The following is a 22,685-nucleotide window of genomic DNA, read 5'->3' on the forward strand; positions in this document are numbered from 1 at the left end:
CCCACCACTTTGTTGATAAAAATTCTCACTCGTAGCGGCAACTACGAGGTTTTCTTTATTTCTTTATCACAGATATAACTTTGTAATCCAAAGTCTCTATAGCCCTTATAATCGTGGCATCATCCACTTCCCTATCATACTCGACCACAGCTTCCTTCTTCCGTAAATTCAGCTTGGCTGATACTCCGTCGATTCTGTTGATAGCTCTTTTTACACGGTTACTGCAATTCTCACAGTGCATCCCGTCAATCTTAAAGGCCATGGTCTTAACTATAGGACCGGAAAGCTTCTTGTCCGGTTCCTTAACTGTAGATGATCCACCTCCGCAGCAGCTTCCCTGTCCCATAAGGTGCTTTGCTGCGCCTTTTGTGGCCATTATGATCACTATCATTAAAATTATAATAACAATCACATTTGTCATATCTTAATCTACCTCATTTAAGTTTGACTATGTCAATCCTGTCTATCACGCCAATTTCCTCCAGAACCCTGATCATACGGTAGACTGTGGCAGTACCTATTGAATCATCTTTCTTTTTTACATTACAGCAAATATCCTTACATGAGGCCCCATCGCTTTCTGCAATTACATCTGCTACCAGTCTTCTTTGTTTTGTTATGCGCATTCCGCTGCTTTTCAATGCTGTGATAATCTGTTCGTTGCTCATAATCTTATTCTCCGTTAGTCTCAGCTAACTGTCCCCTAAAAATAAAGCCCGTTTTTGGGACGGGCTTTATTTCATCATTTGTCTTTACATGAGCAGGTAGCCTTGTGACAGGCTCCTGCTGACGGACATCCGATGCAGTGTACACCTTTTTTCTTTTCCTTATAGATATACCTGATCGCAAGTCCAAGAATCATTACGATAATTACAATTGCAATAAAATCTGCCATTTTACTTACACTTTCTTTTTATAAAACAGATCAGTCCAGCTTGTACTCCAGAGCCATCGCTTTCTGGTTTTTCTGGATCAAGTATACAATAACTGCTGCAAAAACCGCAATCGCGATAAGTCCGTATACAAAACCTGCTCCAAAAGAACCTGTTGTGATAAGGGTTCCGATCTGATATACAAGGAATCCAACTGTAAAGCCTGTTGCAAGCTGAAGTCCAATAGCACCCCACAGCCACTTAGCTGACTTCATCTCGGAATTCATAGCTCCAAGAGCCGCAAAGCAAGGTGGTGTGTAGAGATTGAACATAAGGTATGCAAGGGCTGCAACCTTGGTGATTCCCATTACTGCTGCTACTGCGTTTCCTTCACCGATAAGCTCAAGTTCCTCTGTATCGATGAGGTTGGAGATTGCAAATACTGTTGCGATAGTTCCAACAACGTTCTCTTTTGCGATAAAGCCAGTAATAGCTGCTGCTGCAAGCTGCCAGCTTACAATGCCAACCACTGGTACGAGAAGGTATGCAAATGGTCCTGCAACTCCTGCAAGGATTGATGTGCTCTCCATTCCCTCTTCAACCGGCTGGAAGCTAAAGTCGAAGGTCTGCATGATCTGTACAACTGTATTACATACAAGGATAACTGTTCCGGCCTTGACAATATATGCCTTACCTCTTTCAAGCATTGACTTAAGAGCAAATGAAAGGCTTGGAACTTTGTACTCAGGAAGCTCAATGATGAAGAAGCTCTTTCTGTACTTCATACCAGTGATAGCCTTGATAAGAAGTGCTCCAAGGAGGATCAGAAGGATACCACCCATGTAGCAGATGAAGCTGACCCATCTTGACTCCGGGAAGAATGCTCCGGCGAAAAGAGCTATTACAGGAAGCTTGGCTCCACATGGCATAAAGGTTGCAAGCATGGCTGTTGCACGTCTCTCTCTCTCATTCCTGATAGTTCTGCAGGCCATGATAGCCGGGATTCCGCAACCGGTACCAATAATCATAGGGATAACTGACTTACCTGAAAGACCAACCCTCTTAAAGATAGGGTCAAGAACAACTGTTGCTCTTGCCATATATCCGCAGTCCTCTAAAAGAGCGATGAGGAAGTACATAACCATAACCAGTGGAAGGAAACCAACGACGGCACCTACACCACCGATAATACCATCAACAAGCAGAGCATAAAGGAGTGGGTTGGCATCTGCCATAGCATCTCCAACCATTCCCTGGAAGGATTCAATCCAGCCTGCAAGGATATCTGCAAGCCATGTTCCAACTGTTGTCTGTGAGATATAGAATACCAGCCACATGATGGCCGCAAAGATCACGATACCAAGAATAGGATGTGTAATCACGTTATCAATCGTATCGCCAAAGTTCTTGTCCTTGGTGAATACCTTACGGTTCTCTACTTCGCTTACGATCTTATTAACAAACTCGAATCGCTTTCTGTCAGCAGCCTCAACCTCAGCCTTGCTGGTAAGATCCACATTGCCCTGAACATAAGGTTCTTTCTGACCCTTGCCCTCAAGCTCTGCAGCTGCCTTAACAACTTCCTTAAGGCCTGTCTCAGAAGTAGCTACAGTCTTGATTACAGGACATCCAAGCTTTTCTGAAAGGAGCTTCTCATCAATCTGGTTGCCCTTCTTGTCATTGGCGTCGTTCTTGTTAAGAGCAACAACTACAGGAACCCCAAGTTCAAGAAGCTGTGTTGTGAAAAAGAGGCTTCTGCTAAGATTAGTTGCATCCACGATGTTGATGATAGCATCAGGATGCTCATTCTTAACATATCCGCTTGTGATGCTCTCCTCTGATGTGAATGGAGACATTGAATATGCTCCGGGAAGATCTACTGCGATCAGCTCCTTGTCGCCATCATAGTAGCTCTTTTTGATAGCACTCTCTTTCTTGTCAACAGTAACGCCGGCCCAGTTACCGATCTTTTCAGATCTACCGGTTAAGGCGTTGTACATGGTTGTTTTGCCGCTGTTGGGATTACCCGCCATAGCGATTCTCATTTTTTCATCCTCCTAAAAGTTTCTATATCATTCAAAACACCTTTAAATGTGTCTTTGAATCTTACTGAATCTTGATAGCATCTGCTAACTCAGGGTCAATATTGTATCTTGCATCCTTAATAGCGACTACCAAATTTCTCTTTTTGTCTACAACTGTGATCTTCTCTCCACTATAGCAACCAAGTGAAAAGAGAAAGCTCTCCATCTCCTCATCTCCTCCAGTTGCGACATTTTCGATTGTATATTCTGTACCCAGGGCTGCTTCATTAAGTGACATAGACATTTTTCTCTCCTATTTGTTCAAGTGTTGTTAGCATTGTATTACATATATTAGCATATGCTAACTTCAATTCATAGGATATTCTTATCAACAATAATTGTCAATAAGATTTTTCTAAAAAACCCAGATTTTTTCTGGTTTCGCACAATTAAATTGGTAAACTTTGGGTCCGGTCTTATTATTTATGCCATCTTCCAGTTTTCTGTCTGCATCTGCACAGAAATCATATGGCTATAGATTCCGTTTGATTCCTTTAGCTTTGCAGGAGTATCCGATTCAGCAACCTTGCCATTCTTAAGAACCACTATCTTGTCTGCACCATCTACAGTACGCATGCGATGAGCAATTATAAGAACTGTTTTGTCCTTTATAAGATCGCTTATAGCTTCCTGTATAACAGATTCGTTATCTACATCCAGAGATGCTGTTGCTTCATCCATAAGGATAATAGGCGCATCCTTAAGGAAGGCTCTTGCTATGGATATTCTCTGGCGTTCACCACCAGAGAGCTCAGAACCATTTTCACCTATCAGCGTGTTATAGCCATCAGGAAGCTTATCAACAAACTCATCGCAATGGGCAAGTTTCGCTGCGGCCTTAACTTCTTCATCTGTTGCCTCTTTTTTGCCGATTCTGATGTTCTCGAGAACCGTATTATTGAACAGCGTTACATCCTGAAAAACGATCGAATACATGGAAAGGAGCTTTTCAGGATCAATCTTAGAAATGTCCATGCCACCCACCGTAATGAGTCCCTTTTCAATATCCCAGAATCTTGCTGCAAGCCTTGAAACTGTTGTCTTTCCACCGCCAGAAGGTCCGATGAGTGCTGTGACCTCCCCCTGCTTGGCCACAAAACTAACATCCTTTAGTACTATCTCTCCGTCCTCGTAAGAAAACCGCACATTCTTAAATTCAATATCGTAGTTCTTGTTTGTCAGCTCCTCGCTTCCGGTCTGCTCATAGTGAGACAGTATCTCATCCATTCTCTCACACTGAGTATCTGTCGCTATAAGAGCCGAGAAGTTCTGAAGTGCTATCTGCAGTGGCTCATACATCCTGGAGACCACCAACAGGTACATAAAGAATGTGACTATATTTATCTCATTCTTCAAAAGAAGTGATGCCCCCACGACAGCCACGGTTCCGATTCCAAACTTGAGGATCATCTGAGCACTGCATACGAAAGCTGCATTCAAAAACTCCGAGAAAATGTTGTGGGATTCAACTGCCTTAATCTTCTTATTAAGCCCCACCATATATACGTCCTGGGCGTTATAAGCCTTTAAATCTCTTACAGTTTCCAGCGCTTCCTGGATTCCATCAAGACATGCAACCTTGTATCTGCTTCCTCTTCTGTTAACGGTATGCATAACATATCTTGATGTGAACACAATCACAAAGGCTACAGGCAACACCCATACCGCAGCCAGGGCCATTCTGGCATCAAAAAAGAAAAGACTTATGACCACTATTGTAGTTGAGATAAATGCACCAACAAGCTCCGGCAGCCAGTGCGAAGATGCTGTTTCCAACATAGCGCAATCCGCCATGATAGTGTTTGTCAGGTCCGCGAGATCTTTTTTCCCAAAGAATGAGAGCGGAATCTTTCTGAGCTTCTCAGCGAGTGAGCGCCTTCTCACGCCACTTTCAACGTAGGTGGAAAAGAATGTGGCGTTGTACTGAAGATATTCTGTGAGTGCTATAAGTAAAAGACAGATAACAGATCCCACAATGAATATGAGAACATGGTTTCTCGGAAGCGCTCCGTTTAAAAGGTCTCCTGTCATCATGAAAAGAATTCCCACAGGCATCATCTGTGCCAGATTTGCCAAGGTACAGGCTCCGAAAGCCTTTACCATATCTTTTGCTCCCTGCTCAGAGAGCGCGTATTTATGCTGTAACTTTTCTATCATCATTCTGCTCCCTTCCCATTTTCCAATTAACTGATTTCCTGTATTCTTTCCACATGTGGTCATAGATGCCGCCTTTTGCAAGGAGGGCATCATGCTTTCCACTTTCCACGATCTTTCCTCCGGAAAGTACGCAGATCTTATCCGCATCCACAACAGTAGAAAGACGGTGCGCTATCATGATTACAGTCTTGTCCTTGGAAAGATTTGCGAAGGCCTTCTGAACCATGATCTCGTTGTCTGGATCCGCAAAAGCTGTGGCCTCGTCCAAGATAAGAATCGGAGCATTCTTTAGGAAAGCCCTTGCGATGGAAATTCGCTGAGCCTCTCCGCCGGACACATAGGTTCCTTTGCTTCCTATCATTGTGTTAATGCCATCAGGGAGCTTTTCAATGATATCCCAGCACATGGCATCCTTAAGGGCCTGAATGACCTCAGCCTCTGTGGCATCAGGCTTTCCCATTCTGACATTATCGAGGATAGACATCTTAAGAAGTTTGCTGTCCTGGAAAACATAGGATACATTTCTCATAAGATCCGCTGAGGAAATATCTCTTACATCCACTCCGCCGATCTTTATGCTCCCTTGCTTAACATCCCAGAACCTGGCAATGAGAGAAGCAAGGGTTGTCTTACCGCCACCGGAAGGCCCAACAAAGGCGATATGTTCTCCGGGCTTAATATCAAGACTAATGCCGTCGATGGCATTAGCTTTCTTTTCGTCATAGGTGAACACGATATTATTGATCTGAATACTGCTGTCCTTAGGCTGCTGCGGATTCTCTGTCTCTTTTAAGGGCTCCACATCCAGCAGAGTATACATTCTGTTCAGTGCATCTTTTACCACCATCTGACTCTCACCGGCATAGGCTACCTTCATGAGCGTAACTGTAAGTATCGGTGTGATGATGATGTAAAAGAGAATATTATATAAGAACGTATCTGTAACAGCATTTCTTGCAAAAATAAAGCTACAGGCCACCAAAGCTGCAAATACCGCATTGGCCGCTGTGGTGAACCCTATCATTGGCATTCTCATGCCGATTGTATAGGTGATGGTCCACTTCTCATATTTATCAATGGCTTCTTTGAACCTTTTAAAAGAAAAGACAGACTGGCCAAAGGTCTTTACTACCGGAATCCCCCTGACATACTCAACCGCCTCAGCAGACATCTCATCCAGAGCATTCTGGTATTCCTTCATGTCATTTTGCATCTTTTCCCCCATCATTCCTCCCATCATCAGAAATGCCAAAACTGCAGGAATAAGACAGATAAGCCCAATCTTCCAGTCAAAGATGAGAAGCATTGCAATAAGCCCCACCGGTGTGGCGTAGCTTACCGCCTTATCCGGAAGACTGTGAGCAAGGAAAGTCTCTGTAGCCGCACTTGACTCAGCCACGATCTTTCTGATCTTACCGCTTCCCTCAGATTCGATGTATCCCATCGGAAGCTTCATGACATGCTCCATCATGGCTTTTCTCATATTTACCTGAACTCTGAAGGCTGCAACATGAGAACACATAAGAGCTGCAATATAGATGAGCATTGCAAGAAGGCTCATTCCCACAGCACTCCAACCGTAACTCACAATATGAGTTGCCTTGGAAAAATCAGGTCTGACCTCCACCACCTCTTTGATAATTTGCCAGATGTAATAAAATGGCACCAATGCAATCAATGCACTTATTGCGGCCAATATCCATGAACTGATAGTAAAATACTTGTGATTACCTGCGTAATCAAACAGCTGTGTTATAACACTTTTCTTCTTCTCCATAATTCTCTCCACCTCTATTAAATTCAGCCACATGCCCCTTCTCAAGACGAAGCACGCACGTAGCGCAGCGCCTTATAAGATCCGGATCATGAGTTACGACAAAAACGGTCTTGCTACCTCTCAGCGACCTTATCAGCTCTGCAACCTTTTCCATGTTGCAATAGTCAAGCCCGCTGGTCGGTTCATCAAACAGGATGATATCTTTATCGGAAAGTATTGCGCTGGCCACGGCCACCCTCTGCTTTTGTCCTCCGGAAAGGCTCATGGGATGACGCTCAGAGAATTCACTTAAGCCAAGCTTATCTAACACTTCCCGAGCTACTGTTTCATTTTCATCATTCATTCCAAGAGTGGCTTCTTCCATTACTGTTTCGCAGAAAAGCTGGTGGTTCACATCCTGCATGACCATATATGATCTATCCAGAAGCTTTCTGCTCCTGTATCTCTTGCCATCGATTGAAGCACTGCCCTTAAATCCCTTCATGAGACCACAGATACATTTTGAAAAAGTCGATTTACCTGCGCCATTTGGTCCAACTACTGCAATCACTTCTCCCCGGGGAATATTAAGTCTGTCAATATGCAGAGCGTCGTATTTTTTGTAGCTATATGAAAACTTCTCAAGCGTAATGACACCATTTTCCTCAGGTTCAGCCCGCATCGGAATCATTGACAGATCTTCATTGACTGACCTAAGGCCATGTTCCCTCAGCCTTTCATCTTTGTAAGTTCTAAATTCCTTCATTGATACGTCAAAAAGGATCTTCCCATTTTTTAGACATATCACCCTGTCGCAAATCTCTTTAAGCCAATACATCCGGTGTTCTGCAATAACTATAGTCTTACCTTCTTTTTTCCATTCCGATATAGTGTGCTTTAAATCTTCAATAGCCTCCAAACTCAAGTTTGACGATGGTTCATCAATGACACACACCTGCGGATTCAACGTATCCACGGAAGCACAGGCTATCTTCTGCTTCTCTCCTCCTGACATATCAAAAATACTTCTGTCCATCAGCGATCTGATTCCCATGGATGAAACAGTCTTATCAATTCTTGATAATATCTCAGCTTCCGGAAATCCCATGTTTTCCGGTCCGAATGCCAGCTCACTAGTACTGTCCACACAAAAGAACTGGCTTCTGGGATTCTGAAATACAGATCCAACTTTCACTGCTGTCTCATACAATTCAGCCTCTGAAACATTCATCCCATCCACATGAACAGTTCCAGACATATACCCCTCATAAAAGTGAGGAATCAGTCCGTTAATCAGTCTCATAAGTGTGGTTTTTCCGCAGCCTGATTCACCGCATAACAGGACGGTTTCTCCGTTATTTATAGTCAGAGTAATGTCTTTTACAGAAGCCTCATCCGACCTTGCATAATTAAAACTCACATTTTTAAACTCAATCATATGATCACATCCATAATCAAAAGTGCCCAGGGAACAAGGCATAGTATAATCGAAACATAATCCTGTACATGAAATCCTATTTTGCAGATATTTGTTCTATCTACATCACCACCAAGTCCCCTTGTAAGAGCTGCCGCAGATAACTCTTCTCCAATATTTACACAGCAAGTCATAAGAGGGACCATTCTGTATTCTATGATCCTGGAAGCGTGCTTCCCACCAAGACTTATCCCTCTCATCTTCATGGCAGCACTGATTGACTCTGCCTCATCAATCACAGTTGGGAAAAACCTGAACATAACAGATAAAGGGATGATCACTTTGTCGCTTACATGGAGTTTTTTCATGGCTTTTGTAAACTCGCTGACTGTCGAGGATTCCATGAGATATCTTCCCATCATTACGACGGGTAAAAATCTTCCGAGGATTCCGCAGGAGCCTAGAATGAGATAATACAAAAGGCCCCCCATGCTCAACGCATTTGCATATTCCAAAAGCACACTGGAACCGGCAAATAAGATTATTCCAACTAAAGCTGTCCTAAACCTCTTTGCACTAAGCAGAAGCAAAAACGGTACCATGCATAGCACAGGTATGAGTATTTCACATCTCTTCCCTCCGGCACCTCCAAGGGCAAAAGTCGTTATGGTAATCAGATAAAGCAGTTTTGTCCTTGGGTCCAAAATAATTCCCCGGTCCACCTTTTTCGGATTATAAGTATCATTATTCATCAAACAATCCCTGCTTTTTCAAAGTGTTTCTTTAAAAAGTACATACCAAGAAGCGCTCCAAGAATTCCAAACACAAATGAGCATGCCAATATTATGGGAGCTGTCCATGGTCTGAATATTTTGGTAAGAGCCTCTACATATTCACTTCCAAAGGATGTTCTTGTTGAAAAATAGCCATTTATGTCCAGGTATAAAGGCAGGAAACAACCAAAGATTGTAATGTTCATGATTCCATGGCTCAGGGCTGTCATCTTCTTACTTGAATAATTTCCCATTTTGGCTACAAGGTCAGCAATAACTCCGCAAACGATCCCAAAGATAAACGGCCAGTAACCCATTCCTGTCACCCAAAGAAAAGCCCCGATAATTATTGTGATTATTGTTATCATCCCAAACTTTTTAACCTTCGTATAAAAAAGCATCATTGTTATCCCACCGATCAGAGGACACAAAACTGAAAGCATCGGCATCATGATCGGTATAAACCCAAGCATCGAAATAGCAGTCATAATCACACAATATATCGCTGCATAGATACCGATATTTATAAGATCCTTTCCTCCAAGCTTTTCAGTTGTCTTTTTTCTCGTCATTACTCCATCCATACTATTCTCCTTCTGCCTAAGAGGCTTATGATATTATATGCAATAGTTAGTCTATGCTAACACCAATATAAGATTGTATTTACTCATACGGATTTTTTCAACGCTCAAACAGCATTTTTATCCTTTTTAGCAATGTATTTTATTCTTTTGTATTCCATCGGGAGCATTTTGTGATATTTAAAGAAAGCTTCAGAGAATCTGGACTGATTCTGATAACCAACGAATTCTGCGATTTCCCCCATACTCTTTTCTCCTTCCATGATAAGCTCGGCCGCCTTCTGCATTCTTATTTCGCCTATCATTTCTTTATAGCCTCTTCCAAAAACAGCCCTGAAATAGTTCTTAAGCGACGATTCGCTTACGCCAAAATAACTGGCAAGTTCAGCGGCTGAGTACCTTTTTGACAGATCGCCGGTTATGATATCAAAGGTCTTTTTGGCTATATCCACCTGAGATCTTGTGTAATAGGTTCTTCTGTTGTTCACCTCAAAAGATATCCCTTTTAACAACAAAACCGTTTTTATAACATCCGCTTTCAGAAGATTGATATCCGTGAAATTCACAAGTTCATCCCTTATGTCTTCCATGCACCTTAGCAGCTTTGTATCTACTGGAGTTATAATAGGAATATCCTTGTCTTTGAACTTGTTCATAATATCCTGTATAACCTTGTCCCCTCCCCAGGCCGACAGTTCTTTTTCAAGTTCCACTGAAGGGTACAGTATCAGCTCAACACCTTCATACTCGGAGGATGGGTAAAAAAATGCAGCCTCTCCATTTCCAGATGTGCCATAATCCAGAGCAAACTCGTTTCCCACAACAAACGTAGTCACACCACAGTTTAGCATCACTTCACATCTTCCGTGAAAACAGTAGTTTATCTTAATTGGCACTACACTATTCTCCTTAAGGGACGAAGATTTAAAAACAGCTTCAGGAAGGTTCTGAGAACAGATATCAATATAGCCAACATGAAGATTGTCATTTATGATGGCCCACTTCATCTTGCCGCCTTTTGCACATTCCATTGTATTTATATAGTTTTTCATGCAGTCTCCCTGATCAGATCATACATATGGAATCTCTCCCCACTACTATTTTACCGGCAGTCTTCATATTGTTATTCAGAAATATAGTTAAGTATTTCGTTGTACGTTCCTTCTTTTCATTTATCTTTTGCTAACAAGATTATATTACGCTATAATCTCGTTAGCAATAGCTAACCAAAAGCAAGCACATTAAGAAAAGGCAAGAAAGAGTAGATTACCCTTCCCCGCCTTTTGTAGTGCTGATATAAATTTCGTGGATGCTCTTTATGCAAGTGCCATTCCAAGTGATCTGCACTCATCAAGCGCAGAATCATCCGGTGCATTGTTTGCGATCACACTGTCTGATGCAAGTACAGCTCCATCGCCCTTGCATCTGTCTTCCCAGTCTCTCATCCACTGGCCATCTCCCCAGCCATAAGAACCAAACAGGCCTATCTTCTTTCCTGAAAGTGCCCCCTCTACTGCTGTAAACATAGGATCAAACTCACTTTCCTCCAAAACCTCAGCTCCCATTGCGGGACATCCAAAGGCAATGCTGTCAAATCCGGAAACCTTGTCTGCTCCGAATTCTGACGGATTAAAGAGTGTAACTTCTGCTCCTGCTCCCTTTGCACCATCTGCAACGGCACTTGCCATAGCCTCTGTGTTTCCTGTTCCGCTCCAATATACAACTGCTACTTTACTCATACTGATTTTTCCTCCTTTAGGTTGTTTTGCATTACTTTTTTACATTAAATGCCTTCATACCGGGATATCTTGCTGCTTCCCCAAGCTCTTCTTCAATACGAAGAAGCTGGTTGTATTTAGCTACACGCTCTGAACGTGAGGGTGCTCCTGTCTTTATCTGCCTTGTATTAAGTGCCACTGCCAGATCTGCGATGGTTGTATCGGCTGTCTCACCTGATCTGTGTGATGAAATTGCAGTGTATCCATTTTTGTTTGCCAGTTTTATCGCTTCAAGGGTCTCTGAAACTGAACCAATCTGATTAAGCTTAATAAGGATTGAATTGGCTGCTCCATTCTCGATTCCCTTTGCAAGACGCTCCGTATTTGTAACAAAAAGATCGTCGCCAACAAGCTGAACCTTATGGCCGATTTTCTCTGTCATGCGCTTCCAGCCATCCCAGTCCTCTTCATCAAGGCCATCCTCGATGGAAATGATAGGATACTTGTCAACAAGAGATTCCCAGTGAGCAATAAGTTCATCTGATGTAAACTCTTTTCCTGACTTGGGCTGCTTATAGAAGCCTTTCCCCTTTTCACTCTTCCACTCTGATGACGCAGCATCCATTGCGATCATGAAGTCTTTTCCGGGCTCATATCCTGCATCCTTGACTGCAGCAAGGATTGTCTCAATTGTCTCCTCATCACTTTTAAGGTTGGGGGCAAAACCACCCTCGTCACCAACAGATGTGGCAAGGCCTTTACTCTTAAGGAGCTTTGCAAGTGCATGGAAAACCTCAGCACACCATCTGAGTGCTTCTTTGAAAGAAGGCGCCCCGACAGGCATGATCATAAACTCCTGGGTATCTACTGTGTTGGTTGCATGGGCTCCTGGCTGCTCCGGGGCTTTCACATGATTTACTCAAGTTAGCAATTGCTAACACATGAAAGCTTAACATATCATTGTTGCTATTTCAATAATGTATAAGCTCCACATATGATAAGTTTTATCATGTATGATGGCCCCTGGGGACGGGGTTCGTGGTCCATTTATTGAAAATGGTCCCATAACCCCGTCCCCAGGGCTCTTATTTATTATCTGTTTATCAATCTACCGTTCTCATCAAAGGTATATTTCTTTCCCCACTTCTTAATGGTCTCATTCTTAGCCAGACGTCCGTCCCCCTTGGCATAATAGGTTCCGTCCTCCAGTCTGATCCAATAAGACTTGGCAATTACACCATTTTCTTTACTGTAATAATCATTTCCATTGAAGGTGTTAAAGCCTGTAAGAAGCCTGCCATCCTCACCAAAGAGGTAGTCAGTACCCCATTTGGAAACAAGCATGTTCTTTGCAATAGTGCCGTCTTTAAGGGCATAGTATTTGACGCCATCCATCTCAATGAAATTGCTCTTTACCATTGCTCCGTTCTTAAGTGCAAAGAAATATGTAACTCCATCTACTGCCTGGAATCCTGTAAGCTTTGTTCCGTCCTCTGTTACACAATATGTCTTTCCCCACTTGGTAACTAATTTAAGAACAACCGGCTGTGGCTGAGGTTCCTCCGGATCAACCTCTCCGGAACCAGCCTTGCCAAATACTGCCTTACCATCGGAAATCACCCATCTGTTAAGTCCGGAAGGGCCTTCGTTGTAGTAAATACTCATGATTCCGCCAAGTTCCTCGTCGGCAGCCTCAAGCTCTTTTACCACGTTGTCGATGTTATTGTTAAGAATGTCCGCAAATTCCTGACTTCCAATCTCCGCAGCAGTCTTGCCAAAGGTGAAATCCTTGCTGCTTCCTGTGCCGTCAGCACCGGTGTAGACAGTCTCGATAACAACGCCATTCTCCACAAGCTTGGCATCAGAATTAAAGTAGCAATTCCTGTCGTAAGCAATATTGGCAATTCTTCCGTCCATTATTCCAATATCAATAGTCGGTCTATTGGAGGTAACATTTCCCATTGCATAGCAGTTATACTGGAAAGCGCCGGCCATACCTGTAAATCCGCCGATATGAACCTTATTATTGGTGTTTGCGGTTCCGTAAACATCCCCCAAGGTATAGCAGTTAGCAACTGTGATTCTGTTAGTAACACCAAACATACCACCGGCGTAAACATCGCCTTCTTCAGTAACGGCGCTGATAGTTACGTCTGTCCAGCTGTTGGTTACAGCACCTCTTAACATGCTGGCTGCAAGGCCTGCTCCGCGGCTTGCGATATCATCAGCCTTTACAGAGATTTTTCCTGTAACGCTGCAGTTATCAATAAACACACCGTTCTGTCCTGTGCCCACAAGACCTGCAGTATAAGTGTCGTAAAGTACCTCGTTATTAATATAGATATCTCTAAGATTTATGTTCTTAAGTTCAACCTTCAGAGTATCGTCGCCAAACAAAAGATTTGACTCGTAGTCGCCACCGGTAAATCCGAACATTGCCGCTGTATACTGGCTTGCAGGGTTTGTTCGCTCGCCGATCTTAAGGCCGGTGATAGTATAGTTTCCGCCATCAAAGCTTCCTCTGAAAGGATAAGCACTGTATAATACCGGGTCTCCCTTTATCTTTGCCTTAATAGCAAATCCAATAGGTTTCCATTCTTTATCTGAAAGAACAATGTCTGCAGTCTGTCTGAAATACTTGCCTTCCCAGGTCTCATCCTCGCAGATGGCCTCTGCAACATAGCGAAGCTGCTCCTCATTGGCTACAAGGTAAGGATTTTCCCTGGTTCCGTCACCACCTGCAAACACAGAAGGATCACCGGCTCCGTAACCTGTTGTATCGCCGTAAATCGCCTTGTTCTTAGCTCTTGAAAGGGCACTTTCATACTTATCATTATCTTCTTTACTTCCGGTAAGAAGCTCTTCACTGGCCAAAGCTCCATCTTTTATCAGGATCTTAACTGTAACGGTAGCGGTATTGTCTCTTCCGTACCAGGTTCCATCCTGCATAACAAGAGGTTCTACCGGAACTATCTCCACCTCCGGCTGAACATATACTACTGTAGCGTTGTTGTCTGTCAGAACCACCTTGCCATCCCTGTATTCCCAGGTTCTGAGGGAATTCTCCGACAAGCCATACTTTGTGATATCGATGGCAAAAGAACTAAAGTTGTCGTTAAGTTTGTCGGCTACAAGGCTGTAGGAATCTGTTCCGTAAGGCTCCAGGAAGTCTGAAACACCGCCCTCATAGGCAACACCTTCTTCATTTACGCCGCCTACAGTCTGTGTTCCGTAAGGCTGTATCTCTGCCTCTTTTCTACCTGCGATTGTTATAACACCGTTCTGATCATAGTAGCACTGATATGCCTTACCGATTCCCGTGATCCATCCGGTTACTGCACCGGTATAGATACTGTAATGTTCTGATGTCATGTCACCGCTAACGTAGCAGTTTACGAGGCTGCCGGCATCAACACCTATAAGACCGCCAACAGAAGACATTCCTTCAATCTCGTTTTCAATGTCACGGGCCATACTTCCATAATAAGTTCCGGTTGTATAGCAGTTTGCCACAAGACCTCTGTTGGTCATACCTGTGATACCACCTGAAGATGCAATGGATTCGCCGTATTCAACTGTGGCTCTGAGGTCCACATCGGTATGGCTATTTATGATTGCGCCCTTGTACTGGCGGGCTGCAATTCCTCCCACATATGCATTATTCTCGTGGGTTGTGGAATAAATTTTTCCCTGAACGTAGCAATTATCGATGATGGCGCCCTTTCTGGAGCTCTCGTCGGTAAGTCCTTGCATATATCCGGCAATTCCGCCTACAAAACTTGCGTCATCGCGGTAAACATACATTGCTACATCAGTCAGGTTAAGGTTTTTGACTACTGCATCCACACCAAGAGTTCCGAAAAATCCAAGAGAATTGGAGAAGTCTTCATAGTTTGTGCTAAGCTTTCTTGGACTATCCTCTGTTCCTTCTCTAAGTCCTGTAATGGTGTGTCCCTGTCCGTCAAAAGAGCCATTGAAGGCGAATTCTGACTTTCCAACAGGTTCCCAGTTTGCAATATCGGAAATATCAATATCTTCCACAAGGACAACGTACTTGCCATCATAAAGGATCTCATTATCCAGAGAACCTGCGAAAGCCACAAGTTGCTCCTTGGTCGCTATTCTGAAAGGATCCTCTACTGATCCGTCGCCGCCCTCAAATATAGAGTCGTCGATCTCTGTTTCAAACCACTGCTCTCCTGCAGGTTTATAGGAATTTCTATCCTCACCCCACTGATAGAAAGTAAGTGAGTCATAAGCCTGATGAAGTCCGGCTATATTGCTGTTTAAGAGCTGAACCGATACCTCTTTTGCAGCCTCTTCATCAGTATTTCCTACAGGCTTAAGATCTGTTCCAACACTGTAATAATCAGCTGCTGCCCCGAAGGAATCAAGAACACCGAATACTGCTCCGGCGCTTCCTGCAGCCTTAACTTCCACTGAAGAAACCACATTTCTTGTATTACCCATGGCGTTGCCCAGGATTCCGCCTGCCTGAACACTGTCACTTCCGCTTACTGTGACTGTTCCTGCTGCTGCGCTGTTAAGCACCAAGGCATTCATCTTGGATAGACCTGCTATGCCGCCAAAGTCTCCAACAATTCCTTCTGCAAGTTCAGCGTTAACGGAAACGTTGGATGAGCAGTTAAGAACCGATGACTTAAGCATCATGTTTCCTACGATTCCACCGGCTTCAACTGTGGCGGAATCAGATTTTATCTGCAGCTGCCCGTTAACATCGCAATGATCGATCACCGCAGATTTTTTTATATTTCCGGCTACCAGACCCGCATACAGGCTATAATCACCGGTTGCTTCCACATATGCATTTTCAAGCTTCAGATCCTTTACTGTGGCGCCTGCACTAAGAACAGTAAAGAATCCCGCATTTGAGGCATTTTCTGCCTTTACCTTTGCATTGCTGATAGCATGACCGTTTCCGTCGAAGTTTCCCGCAAAGATACTGAAACCATCCTCTGTACCTACGGCGTTGAAGTACTCAACTTCTGAAAGGTCGATATCATTTACAAGAGCCACATACTCACCGGCATAGGTAGTTCCCTCGTCAACATTCTGTGCGAATTTTTCAAGCTCGCTGACAGTGCCGATCTGATAAGGATCATCCCATGTACCTGAGCCCTGAATAACCACTTCCACAGGCTCCTCCGGGTTCTCCGCTGCTTCTTTAGCCTGTGCAAAAGCATCCTTAAGTGCCTCCTTGATACCATTTGAACTAACCGTTGCACCGCTTATTGTATCAATTCCATCAATTTCATCATAAGAAGGCTTAAGCTCGACAATCTTTGTCAAAAGAGCCTTTGCCTTTTCCCAGAAACTTGGAGTTTCCTTCTGGGATACTTCAGAAAGCTCAGAAACTCTTCCCTCACTGATAGTAACTGAAAGAATGATATCACCTCTTTTACCGGCGCCTACACCTGTGTAAACGCCATCTTTGTAGGTGGATATATCTTCCGCCTCCAGTAGTTCAATAGCCTGGTCCTCATCGATCAGGATTTCTTCTGCCGATGTATCTACGTCAGCAGCCTGTACAATTGTGCACGGGAAAAACATAGATGCAGTCAGAGTGACTGCTCCGAAAACAGAAATAACTTTTTTCATTTGACCCCCCTAAACTTTTCATACTTTTTAATGCTACTCCATTCCATGAAGGAAATGGGTAGCATTGTTAGTATAGGCTAACGTTTTAGAGAGCACAATATGCATTATTGAGAATAATTATCATGGAATCAAAGAAGGTATCACTTTCGTTTCTATAAACTCTACCCTGTCAAAGATCCTGGGCTTAAACGTTCCGGTCATACCAACTGATACAGCGTTTTCTTTGTTAATGTAAATTATGTTGCCACTGTCTCCGATGGCTGCGTAAACTTCTCTGTCGTCATAAGGCTTATACCACAGATATCCGTAGTTCATATTTCCCATTCTCTCGCCCAGTTTCTGACGTGGCATCAGCATTTCTTTTATATATTCTTCAGAGATGATCCTCTTACCGTCATACATTCCATTGTTAAGCACAAGTTCGCCAATAGTGGCCATGTCCTTTGCAGACATGCACAGTCCCCAGCCGGCGGTAACACTGTCCTGGGGATCCGTGTACCACTCATATCTTCTGGGATTCTTATTCATAAAGAAATCAAACTGATCCTCTTTAGAGCTGTCCCCATGAGGAATCCTATCAGGAAGCCCCAGCGGTCTAAAAAGGTTCTCGTTGGCGAAATCTATACATTTCATCCCTGTAGCACTCTCTATTACTCCGGCCAGGATCTGTATCCCAAGAGTAGCATACTTAAATTCACCGGTTATGCCCTTTCGGCCGCCAAGAAAGTCCAATACTGTCAGGGTCCAGTCCTGGGAAGTACACACCTTCTTCCAGGGCTCAGACTTGTACTTATACGGAGCCGTCATCGTAAGGAGATGTTTTACGGTCACATCATATATGGTTTTCTCTCCTCTTTTCACCGTGTAATCAGGGAAAAAATCCATAACAGGCCGGTCCACATCTCTGATAAATCCTTTATCCAGCGCAATACCGGCAAGTAACGCCATCACTCCCTTGGTTACTGAATTGACATTCATCGCATCCAAAGTCTTAAAGCCGTGCCAGCAACCATCATATAAGGTTTCGCCCTCTCTCATCACATAAATCTGACAGATATTGCTCTCATTTCCGTTACTCCGGGAAATAAAGCTATGCAATTGTTCTTTATTCATTAGAAAAAGCCTCCTCTTAGAAAATTATCTGGACGTCCTAAGAAAAGGCTAAAGTAATTAAAAATTCTTTTCAAGTATTATTTTTTTAAACAATTTCTGTCATTTCAAGCAGAAGTCTTTCCGTATCATCCCATCCCAAGCAGGGATCTGTGATTGATCTGCCGTATACCCCTTCTACGATTTTTTGTGAGCCCTCTTCTATGTAGCTTTCTATCATAACGCCCTTTACAAGCTTATTTATGTCAGAATCTGCTTTTCTTGAATTGAGAACATCTTTTACAATGTCAATCTGCTTTTTGAACTGCTTATTTGAGTTATTATGATTAGCATCCACAATAACAGCCGGATTGACAATATTTCGCTGATCATAAAGAGATAGCAGCAAACGCAGATCGTCATATTGATAATTGGGTACGGACTGTCCCTGATCCGTCAAGCCGCCTCTCAGAACACAGTGGGCAAGCTTATTTCCTGATGTCTTCACCTCATAGCCTCGGAAAATGAATGATTGCTCCTGCTGTGCTGCATAAACCGCGTTGAGCATGACATTTAATGACCCACTGGTGGGATTCTTCATTCCTGTTGCTATACTGCAACCGCTGGCAGTCATTCTATGCTCCTGGCTTTCCACGGATCTGGCTCCCACAGCTACATATGAGATAATATCTGATACATACTCCAGATTCTCGGGATAAAGCATTTCATCTGCGGCTGTCAGTCCGGACTCCTGTATTGCTCTTAATTGCAAACGCCTCATAGCAGAAAGTCCCAGACAATGATCTACCCTGCCGTTGGGATCAGGCTGTGAAATAAGCCCTTTATACCCAACACCTTTTGTTCTGGGTTTGCTGGTATAAATTCGCGGAATTATCAAAAGCTTCTCTTTTACTGTATCATTTACCTTTGCAAGTCTGGAAACATAATCTATAACCGCATCTTCATTATCAGCAGAGCAGGGGCCTATAACCACCAGGAACTTGTCGCTCTTTCCCATTAAAACATCTGAAATCTGTTTATCGCGCTCAGCTTTTAATATGGCAAGTTTATCTGTTAAAGGAAACTTCTCACGGATTTCTTCAGGTGTAGGAAGCTTCTTCACACATTCGAAAGACATTTAAAAAACCTCGTTATTACTAAAAAAACATAATTACTTAACCGGAAATGGATAATAATTATATTCCAAAATCACCTTATTTTACAAGCCGGAAATCTGCACTAAATGATTCTGCCAGTAATCTTCCCCACTGCGCCACTTCCTATAAGCAATATGAGATTCATTTTTCCCTCCAACAGATAAAACTCCCGGAATTACAGTCCATATACCGCCGCTCCCAAAACTGCAGAAAAAACTATAAGCATAATGGGAGATATTTTCTTCTTCAAGCCTTTGCGCACTCCGAAATAAAGAGCTACCAAAATTATGGTTATGATCATTGGTCTTATATCACGAGTTTCATGAAATAACATAGGAATGCAGTTATTAAATATCATGTAGAAGCCTGTAGCAGAGATGATTCCAATGATACATGGCTTCAGCCCCCGCAGGATAGCTTGAAAATATTTATTTCCAAGCAGCTTTCTGAATATAACCATTATCAGCAATATGATAAAAAATGCGGGAAGTACAACGGCGAAAGTTGCCAGTATTCCCCCAAATAATCCGCCTTTGATGCTTCCTACATATGTCGCAAGGTTTACCATGATTGGCCCCGGTGTGCTCTCTCCTATGGCGATCATATTTGTTAAAGTTTCTTCGTCAAGCCACCCGTAAGAAAGCACCACATCCCTTATCAGCGGAATTGCCGCATATGCACCGCCAAAGGAGAACAATCCCACTGTCAAAAATCCTATAAAGAGTTCAATATAGATCATCACTTTTTACCGCCCTCCTTTGATGGTGCGCCCTGAATCATAAAAATTCCAAGGCTTATGACCGCAGCGATCAGCATAAGAAATACCGAAGAAAAGCTCCATGAAAAAAAGCTGATCAAAGTCATCACAACAAAAGAGCATATCAGAATGACGCAGGGAACAATCTTCTTTTTCATCTTTATGAACATATTTATTCCCGCATCGAGAATCAGAATTCCCACTGCAATTCGAATGCCTTTAAATGCATTAGCTATCCAAATAATCTCCAGAAAGTTATCCAAAAACCTGGAAATCAGATAAATGATGATAAATGAAGGCAATGTGACACCAAAAGTGGCTGCTATAGCGCCCTTTATTCCCATCTTCTTGTAGCCCACATAGGTGGCGCAGTTGATGGCAATCGGTCCGGGGGTGGATTCTGCAATCACCGTAATATCCATCATTTCTTCATGGTTGATCCATTTCTTTTGCTCCACGCAAATATTCTCTATCAGCGAAATCATCGCATATCCACCGCCAAAGGTGAACAGTCCTATCTTTGCAAAGGTTAAAAATATGGTCATTAACATTTGTTTTGATATGTCTCCCATTCTTCTTTATAAATCAATAGAATAACAGCCCCGGGCGGCATGCACAATAGCTATAAAAATCTGGTATTACTAAAATAATTAAATCTGACTATTTTATTATTACCAGTTTTGGGACTATATTCTTTATCATAGCAAAGCGATAAAGGAGCAAAGAGCATATGAAAGTAGCAGCAATAAATGATCTGTCGGGATTCGGGAAATGTTCACTGGTGGCAGATATGACTGTTTTGTCAGCCATGGGATTTCAATGTTGTCCCCTGCCTACCGCTGTACTCAGCGCCCAGACAGGATATTCCTCTTATTACAGCAAGGATCTCACAGGCATAATACCTGAATATACCAGGGAATGGGAAAAACAGTCTGAGACCTTTGATGGAATAATTACCGGGTTCATGATGAGCAATGTACAGGCTCTTAATTCTCTGGATTTTATAAAAGAGTTTAAGACAAGCGGTACTACAGTGCTTGTGGATCCTGTTATGGGAGATGATGGCAGAACCTATACGAATTTCTCTGCGGATCTCCTTCAGACAATACGGGAAATGACCAAAGAAGCTGATATCATCACCCCAAATCTCACGGAGCTTATACTCCTTGCAGATGAAAGCCCCGAGAACATAATGAAACTAAAAGGTGAAGACCTTATCAGCGAGATTTCCAAGCTCTCCATGGCAGTCGGAGGTGACAGGGGAAAAATTGTGGCAGTTACCGGAATTCCCCTGGAAGAAAGCGATGAAGTCGGTAACTTCATTCTGGAGAATGGTGTCAGCAAGATAATCTCTTCTAAAAGTAACAAAGTTCATTATTCGGGCACAGGGGATCTTTTTGCTGCAGTATTTCTGGGGGCATATATATCAGGAAAAAGCGCTTTTGATGCTGCCGATCTTGCCAGCAGATTTATCTATAGCTCCATCATAGATACACCCACAGATACATCGCCCAATGCCGGTGTTGAATACGAAAAGAATCTAAAAATGCTTATATCATAAAAAGGAGAGACTTGAAGATGAAAAGAAGAAACAGCAGAATTTACAACTTGACACTGACCGGAATATTTGCAGCTCTTATCACCATATTTACTGCGTACATCGGTCATATTCCGGTGGGGGTAAACGGCGGATATGTTCATTTCGGCGATACACTTATCTACCTTGCAGCTGCCATTTTGCCCATGCCCTATGCGATTGCTGCAGGCGCCATAGGCGGAGGCATTGCAGACCTTCTGACTGCGCCGGCGTGGACAATAGCCACTGTAATTATCAAATCCCTCATAGTAATTCCTTTTACAAACAAAGGAACAACTATACTAAATAAACGAAATTGTTTCGCGCCGATAATATCGTATCTAATTTCAGGCACCGGATATTTCCTGGCCGAGGCGATCATTTTCGGAGTAAAGGCAGCGTTTTTTTCCAGTATGGCTGGAAGCATCATACAATCCGGTGGCAGCATGATATTTTTCCTGCTTCTGGGACAGGCCCTCGACAAGATCAGTTTCAAATCAAAGGTGGAGGTGGCAAATGGCTGATATTATCTACACATACAAAGATTCCGTTTATGCCAACATAACTAACAAATGCAACTGCCGTTGTACTTTTTGTATCAGATTTGTAAAAGATGGTGTTGGTGATGCCAAGACTCTGTGGCATCAGGTGAATCCCTCCAAAGAAGAAGTTCTGGAGGCCATCAAAAACTTCGATTTTACAGGCTATAAAGAGCTTGTCTTCTGCGGCTACGGTGAACCCACCTGCCAGCTTGACATACTTCTTGATGCCGCAGCTTTTGCCAAGAAGGAAAAAGGGCTGAAAACAAGGCTCAATACCAATGGCCAGGGCAGCGCCGAAAATGGCCGTGATATAGTTCCTGAATTAGCGGAGGTCATCGACAGCGTCTCAGTAAGTCTTAATGCACCTTCAAAAGAGGAATATGAAGCTGTTACAAGACCTCTTCTCGACAACGGTTTTGAAAACATGTTGGAGTTCACAAAAAGAAGCCGTAAAGTCATCGGAGATGTCCGCTGGTCCATCGTGGATGTTCTGCCGGAAGAGGAAAAAAACAGGTGTATCGCCCTGTCTCAAGAGCATGATATTCCACTCCGGATCAGAAAATACAGCGAAAACTGATAATCGTACT

At 43.1% G+C, this 22,685-nt stretch carries 20 protein-coding genes and 1 pseudogene; 3 read left to right on the plus strand and 18 right to left on the minus strand.

Annotation, left to right across the window (positions count from 1 at the left end; translation table 11 throughout):
• Nucleotides 1-55: 55 nt before the first annotated feature.
• From T359_RS0103220 to T359_RS0103305, 18 genes and pseudogenes are all read right to left on the minus strand, one after another.
• Complete coding sequence (locus tag T359_RS0103220) at nucleotides 56-421, minus strand: heavy-metal-associated domain-containing protein (protein WP_026516228.1); 366 nt, start codon at nucleotides 419-421, stop codon at nucleotides 56-58.
• 13 nt (nucleotides 422-434) lie between these two features.
• Nucleotides 435-668, minus strand: a complete 234-nt coding sequence (locus T359_RS0103225) for a Fur family transcriptional regulator (RefSeq protein ID WP_026516229.1) — start codon at nucleotides 666-668, stop codon at nucleotides 435-437.
• Nucleotides 669-742: 74 nt separating this feature from the next.
• On the minus strand, nucleotides 743-895 hold the full coding sequence (locus T359_RS22065) for a FeoB-associated Cys-rich membrane protein (RefSeq protein WP_081795343.1): 153 nt from the start codon (nucleotides 893-895) through the stop codon (nucleotides 743-745).
• 30 nt (nucleotides 896-925) lie between these two features.
• Nucleotides 926-2,917 (minus strand): ferrous iron transporter B, encoded by a 1,992-nt coding sequence (gene feoB / locus T359_RS0103235; RefSeq protein ID WP_026516230.1) that lies wholly within the window; start codon nucleotides 2,915-2,917, stop codon nucleotides 926-928.
• Between the two features lie 61 nt (nucleotides 2,918-2,978).
• Nucleotides 2,979-3,194, minus strand: coding sequence for a FeoA family protein (locus T359_RS0103240; RefSeq protein WP_026516231.1), 216 nt, complete (start codon nucleotides 3,192-3,194; stop codon nucleotides 2,979-2,981).
• Nucleotides 3,195-3,379: 185 nt separating this feature from the next.
• Nucleotides 3,380-5,113: an ABC transporter ATP-binding protein gene (locus T359_RS0103245; protein ID WP_026516232.1), complete on the minus strand. Its 1,734-nt coding sequence runs from the start codon at nucleotides 5,111-5,113 to the stop codon at nucleotides 3,380-3,382.
• Nucleotides 5,091-6,890, minus strand: a complete 1,800-nt coding sequence (locus T359_RS0103250) for an ABC transporter ATP-binding protein (RefSeq protein WP_035783503.1) — start codon at nucleotides 6,888-6,890, stop codon at nucleotides 5,091-5,093. The genes T359_RS0103245 and T359_RS0103250 overlap by 23 nt, the downstream gene beginning before the upstream one ends.
• Nucleotides 6,853-8,307, minus strand: coding sequence for an ABC transporter ATP-binding protein (locus tag T359_RS0103255; protein WP_026516234.1), 1,455 nt, complete (start codon nucleotides 8,305-8,307; stop codon nucleotides 6,853-6,855). Before T359_RS0103255 ends, T359_RS0103250 begins: the two co-directional genes overlap by 38 nt.
• Complete coding sequence (locus tag T359_RS0103260) at nucleotides 8,304-9,038, minus strand: energy-coupling factor transporter transmembrane component T (protein ID WP_026516235.1); 735 nt, start codon at nucleotides 9,036-9,038, stop codon at nucleotides 8,304-8,306. Before T359_RS0103260 ends, T359_RS0103255 begins: the two co-directional genes overlap by 4 nt.
• Complete coding sequence (locus tag T359_RS0103265) at nucleotides 9,038-9,643, minus strand: MptD family putative ECF transporter S component (RefSeq protein ID WP_242839033.1); 606 nt, start codon at nucleotides 9,641-9,643, stop codon at nucleotides 9,038-9,040. Before T359_RS0103265 ends, T359_RS0103260 begins: the two co-directional genes overlap by 1 nt.
• Before the next feature lie 104 nt (nucleotides 9,644-9,747).
• Nucleotides 9,748-10,692, minus strand: coding sequence for a helix-turn-helix domain-containing protein (locus T359_RS0103270; protein WP_026516237.1), 945 nt, complete (start codon nucleotides 10,690-10,692; stop codon nucleotides 9,748-9,750).
• A 264-nt stretch (nucleotides 10,693-10,956) separates the two neighbouring features.
• A complete protein-coding gene (locus T359_RS0103275) occupies nucleotides 10,957-11,379 on the minus strand; it encodes a flavodoxin (protein ID WP_026516238.1) in 423 nt (140 codons plus the stop codon).
• A gap of 31 nt (nucleotides 11,380-11,410) precedes the next feature.
• Nucleotides 11,411-12,247, minus strand: a pseudogene (gene eno / locus T359_RS19155) (phosphopyruvate hydratase); the annotation flags it as partial.
• A 203-nt stretch (nucleotides 12,248-12,450) separates the two neighbouring features.
• Nucleotides 12,451-16,977 (minus strand): FMN-binding protein, encoded by a 4,527-nt coding sequence (locus T359_RS19160; RefSeq protein WP_051544882.1) that lies wholly within the window; start codon nucleotides 16,975-16,977, stop codon nucleotides 12,451-12,453.
• A gap of 120 nt (nucleotides 16,978-17,097) precedes the next feature.
• Nucleotides 17,098-18,090: a serine hydrolase domain-containing protein gene (locus tag T359_RS0103290; protein ID WP_026516239.1), complete on the minus strand. Its 993-nt coding sequence runs from the start codon at nucleotides 18,088-18,090 to the stop codon at nucleotides 17,098-17,100.
• An 85-nt stretch (nucleotides 18,091-18,175) separates the two neighbouring features.
• Nucleotides 18,176-19,204 carry a 3-deoxy-7-phosphoheptulonate synthase gene (locus tag T359_RS0103295; RefSeq protein WP_026516240.1) on the minus strand — a complete coding sequence of 343 codons (1,029 nt, stop codon included), beginning with the start codon at nucleotides 19,202-19,204 and terminating at the stop codon, nucleotides 18,176-18,178.
• A 194-nt stretch (nucleotides 19,205-19,398) separates the two neighbouring features.
• Nucleotides 19,399-19,962: a chromate transporter gene (locus tag T359_RS0103300; protein WP_026516241.1), complete on the minus strand. Its 564-nt coding sequence runs from the start codon at nucleotides 19,960-19,962 to the stop codon at nucleotides 19,399-19,401.
• Complete coding sequence (locus tag T359_RS0103305) at nucleotides 19,962-20,531, minus strand: chromate transporter (protein ID WP_197027048.1); 570 nt, start codon at nucleotides 20,529-20,531, stop codon at nucleotides 19,962-19,964. Before T359_RS0103305 ends, T359_RS0103300 begins: the two co-directional genes overlap by 1 nt.
• Before the next feature lie 179 nt (nucleotides 20,532-20,710).
• On the opposite strand from T359_RS0103305, the gene T359_RS0103310 reads away from it, so the two are divergent.
• The 3 genes from T359_RS0103310 to T359_RS0103320 are packed head-to-tail and all read left to right on the plus strand — an operon-like array spanning nucleotide 20,711 to nucleotide 22,675.
• On the plus strand, nucleotides 20,711-21,541 hold the full coding sequence (locus T359_RS0103310; protein ID WP_026516243.1) for a bifunctional hydroxymethylpyrimidine kinase/phosphomethylpyrimidine kinase: 831 nt from the start codon (nucleotides 20,711-20,713) through the stop codon (nucleotides 21,539-21,541).
• A 17-nt stretch (nucleotides 21,542-21,558) separates the two neighbouring features.
• Nucleotides 21,559-22,080 carry a TIGR04002 family protein gene (locus T359_RS0103315; RefSeq protein ID WP_026516244.1) on the plus strand — a complete coding sequence of 174 codons (522 nt, stop codon included), beginning with the start codon at nucleotides 21,559-21,561 and terminating at the stop codon, nucleotides 22,078-22,080.
• A complete protein-coding gene (locus T359_RS0103320; RefSeq protein ID WP_026516245.1) occupies nucleotides 22,073-22,675 on the plus strand; it encodes a TatD family nuclease-associated radical SAM protein in 603 nt (200 codons plus the stop codon). Before T359_RS0103315 ends, T359_RS0103320 begins: the two co-directional genes overlap by 8 nt.
• The last annotated feature ends 10 nt before the right edge of the window (nucleotides 22,676-22,685 follow it).

Origin of the sequence: Butyrivibrio sp. MC2021, from assembly GCF_000621605.1 — a bacterium.
In the GTDB taxonomy this organism is placed as follows: domain Bacteria; phylum Bacillota; class Clostridia; order Lachnospirales; family Lachnospiraceae; genus Butyrivibrio.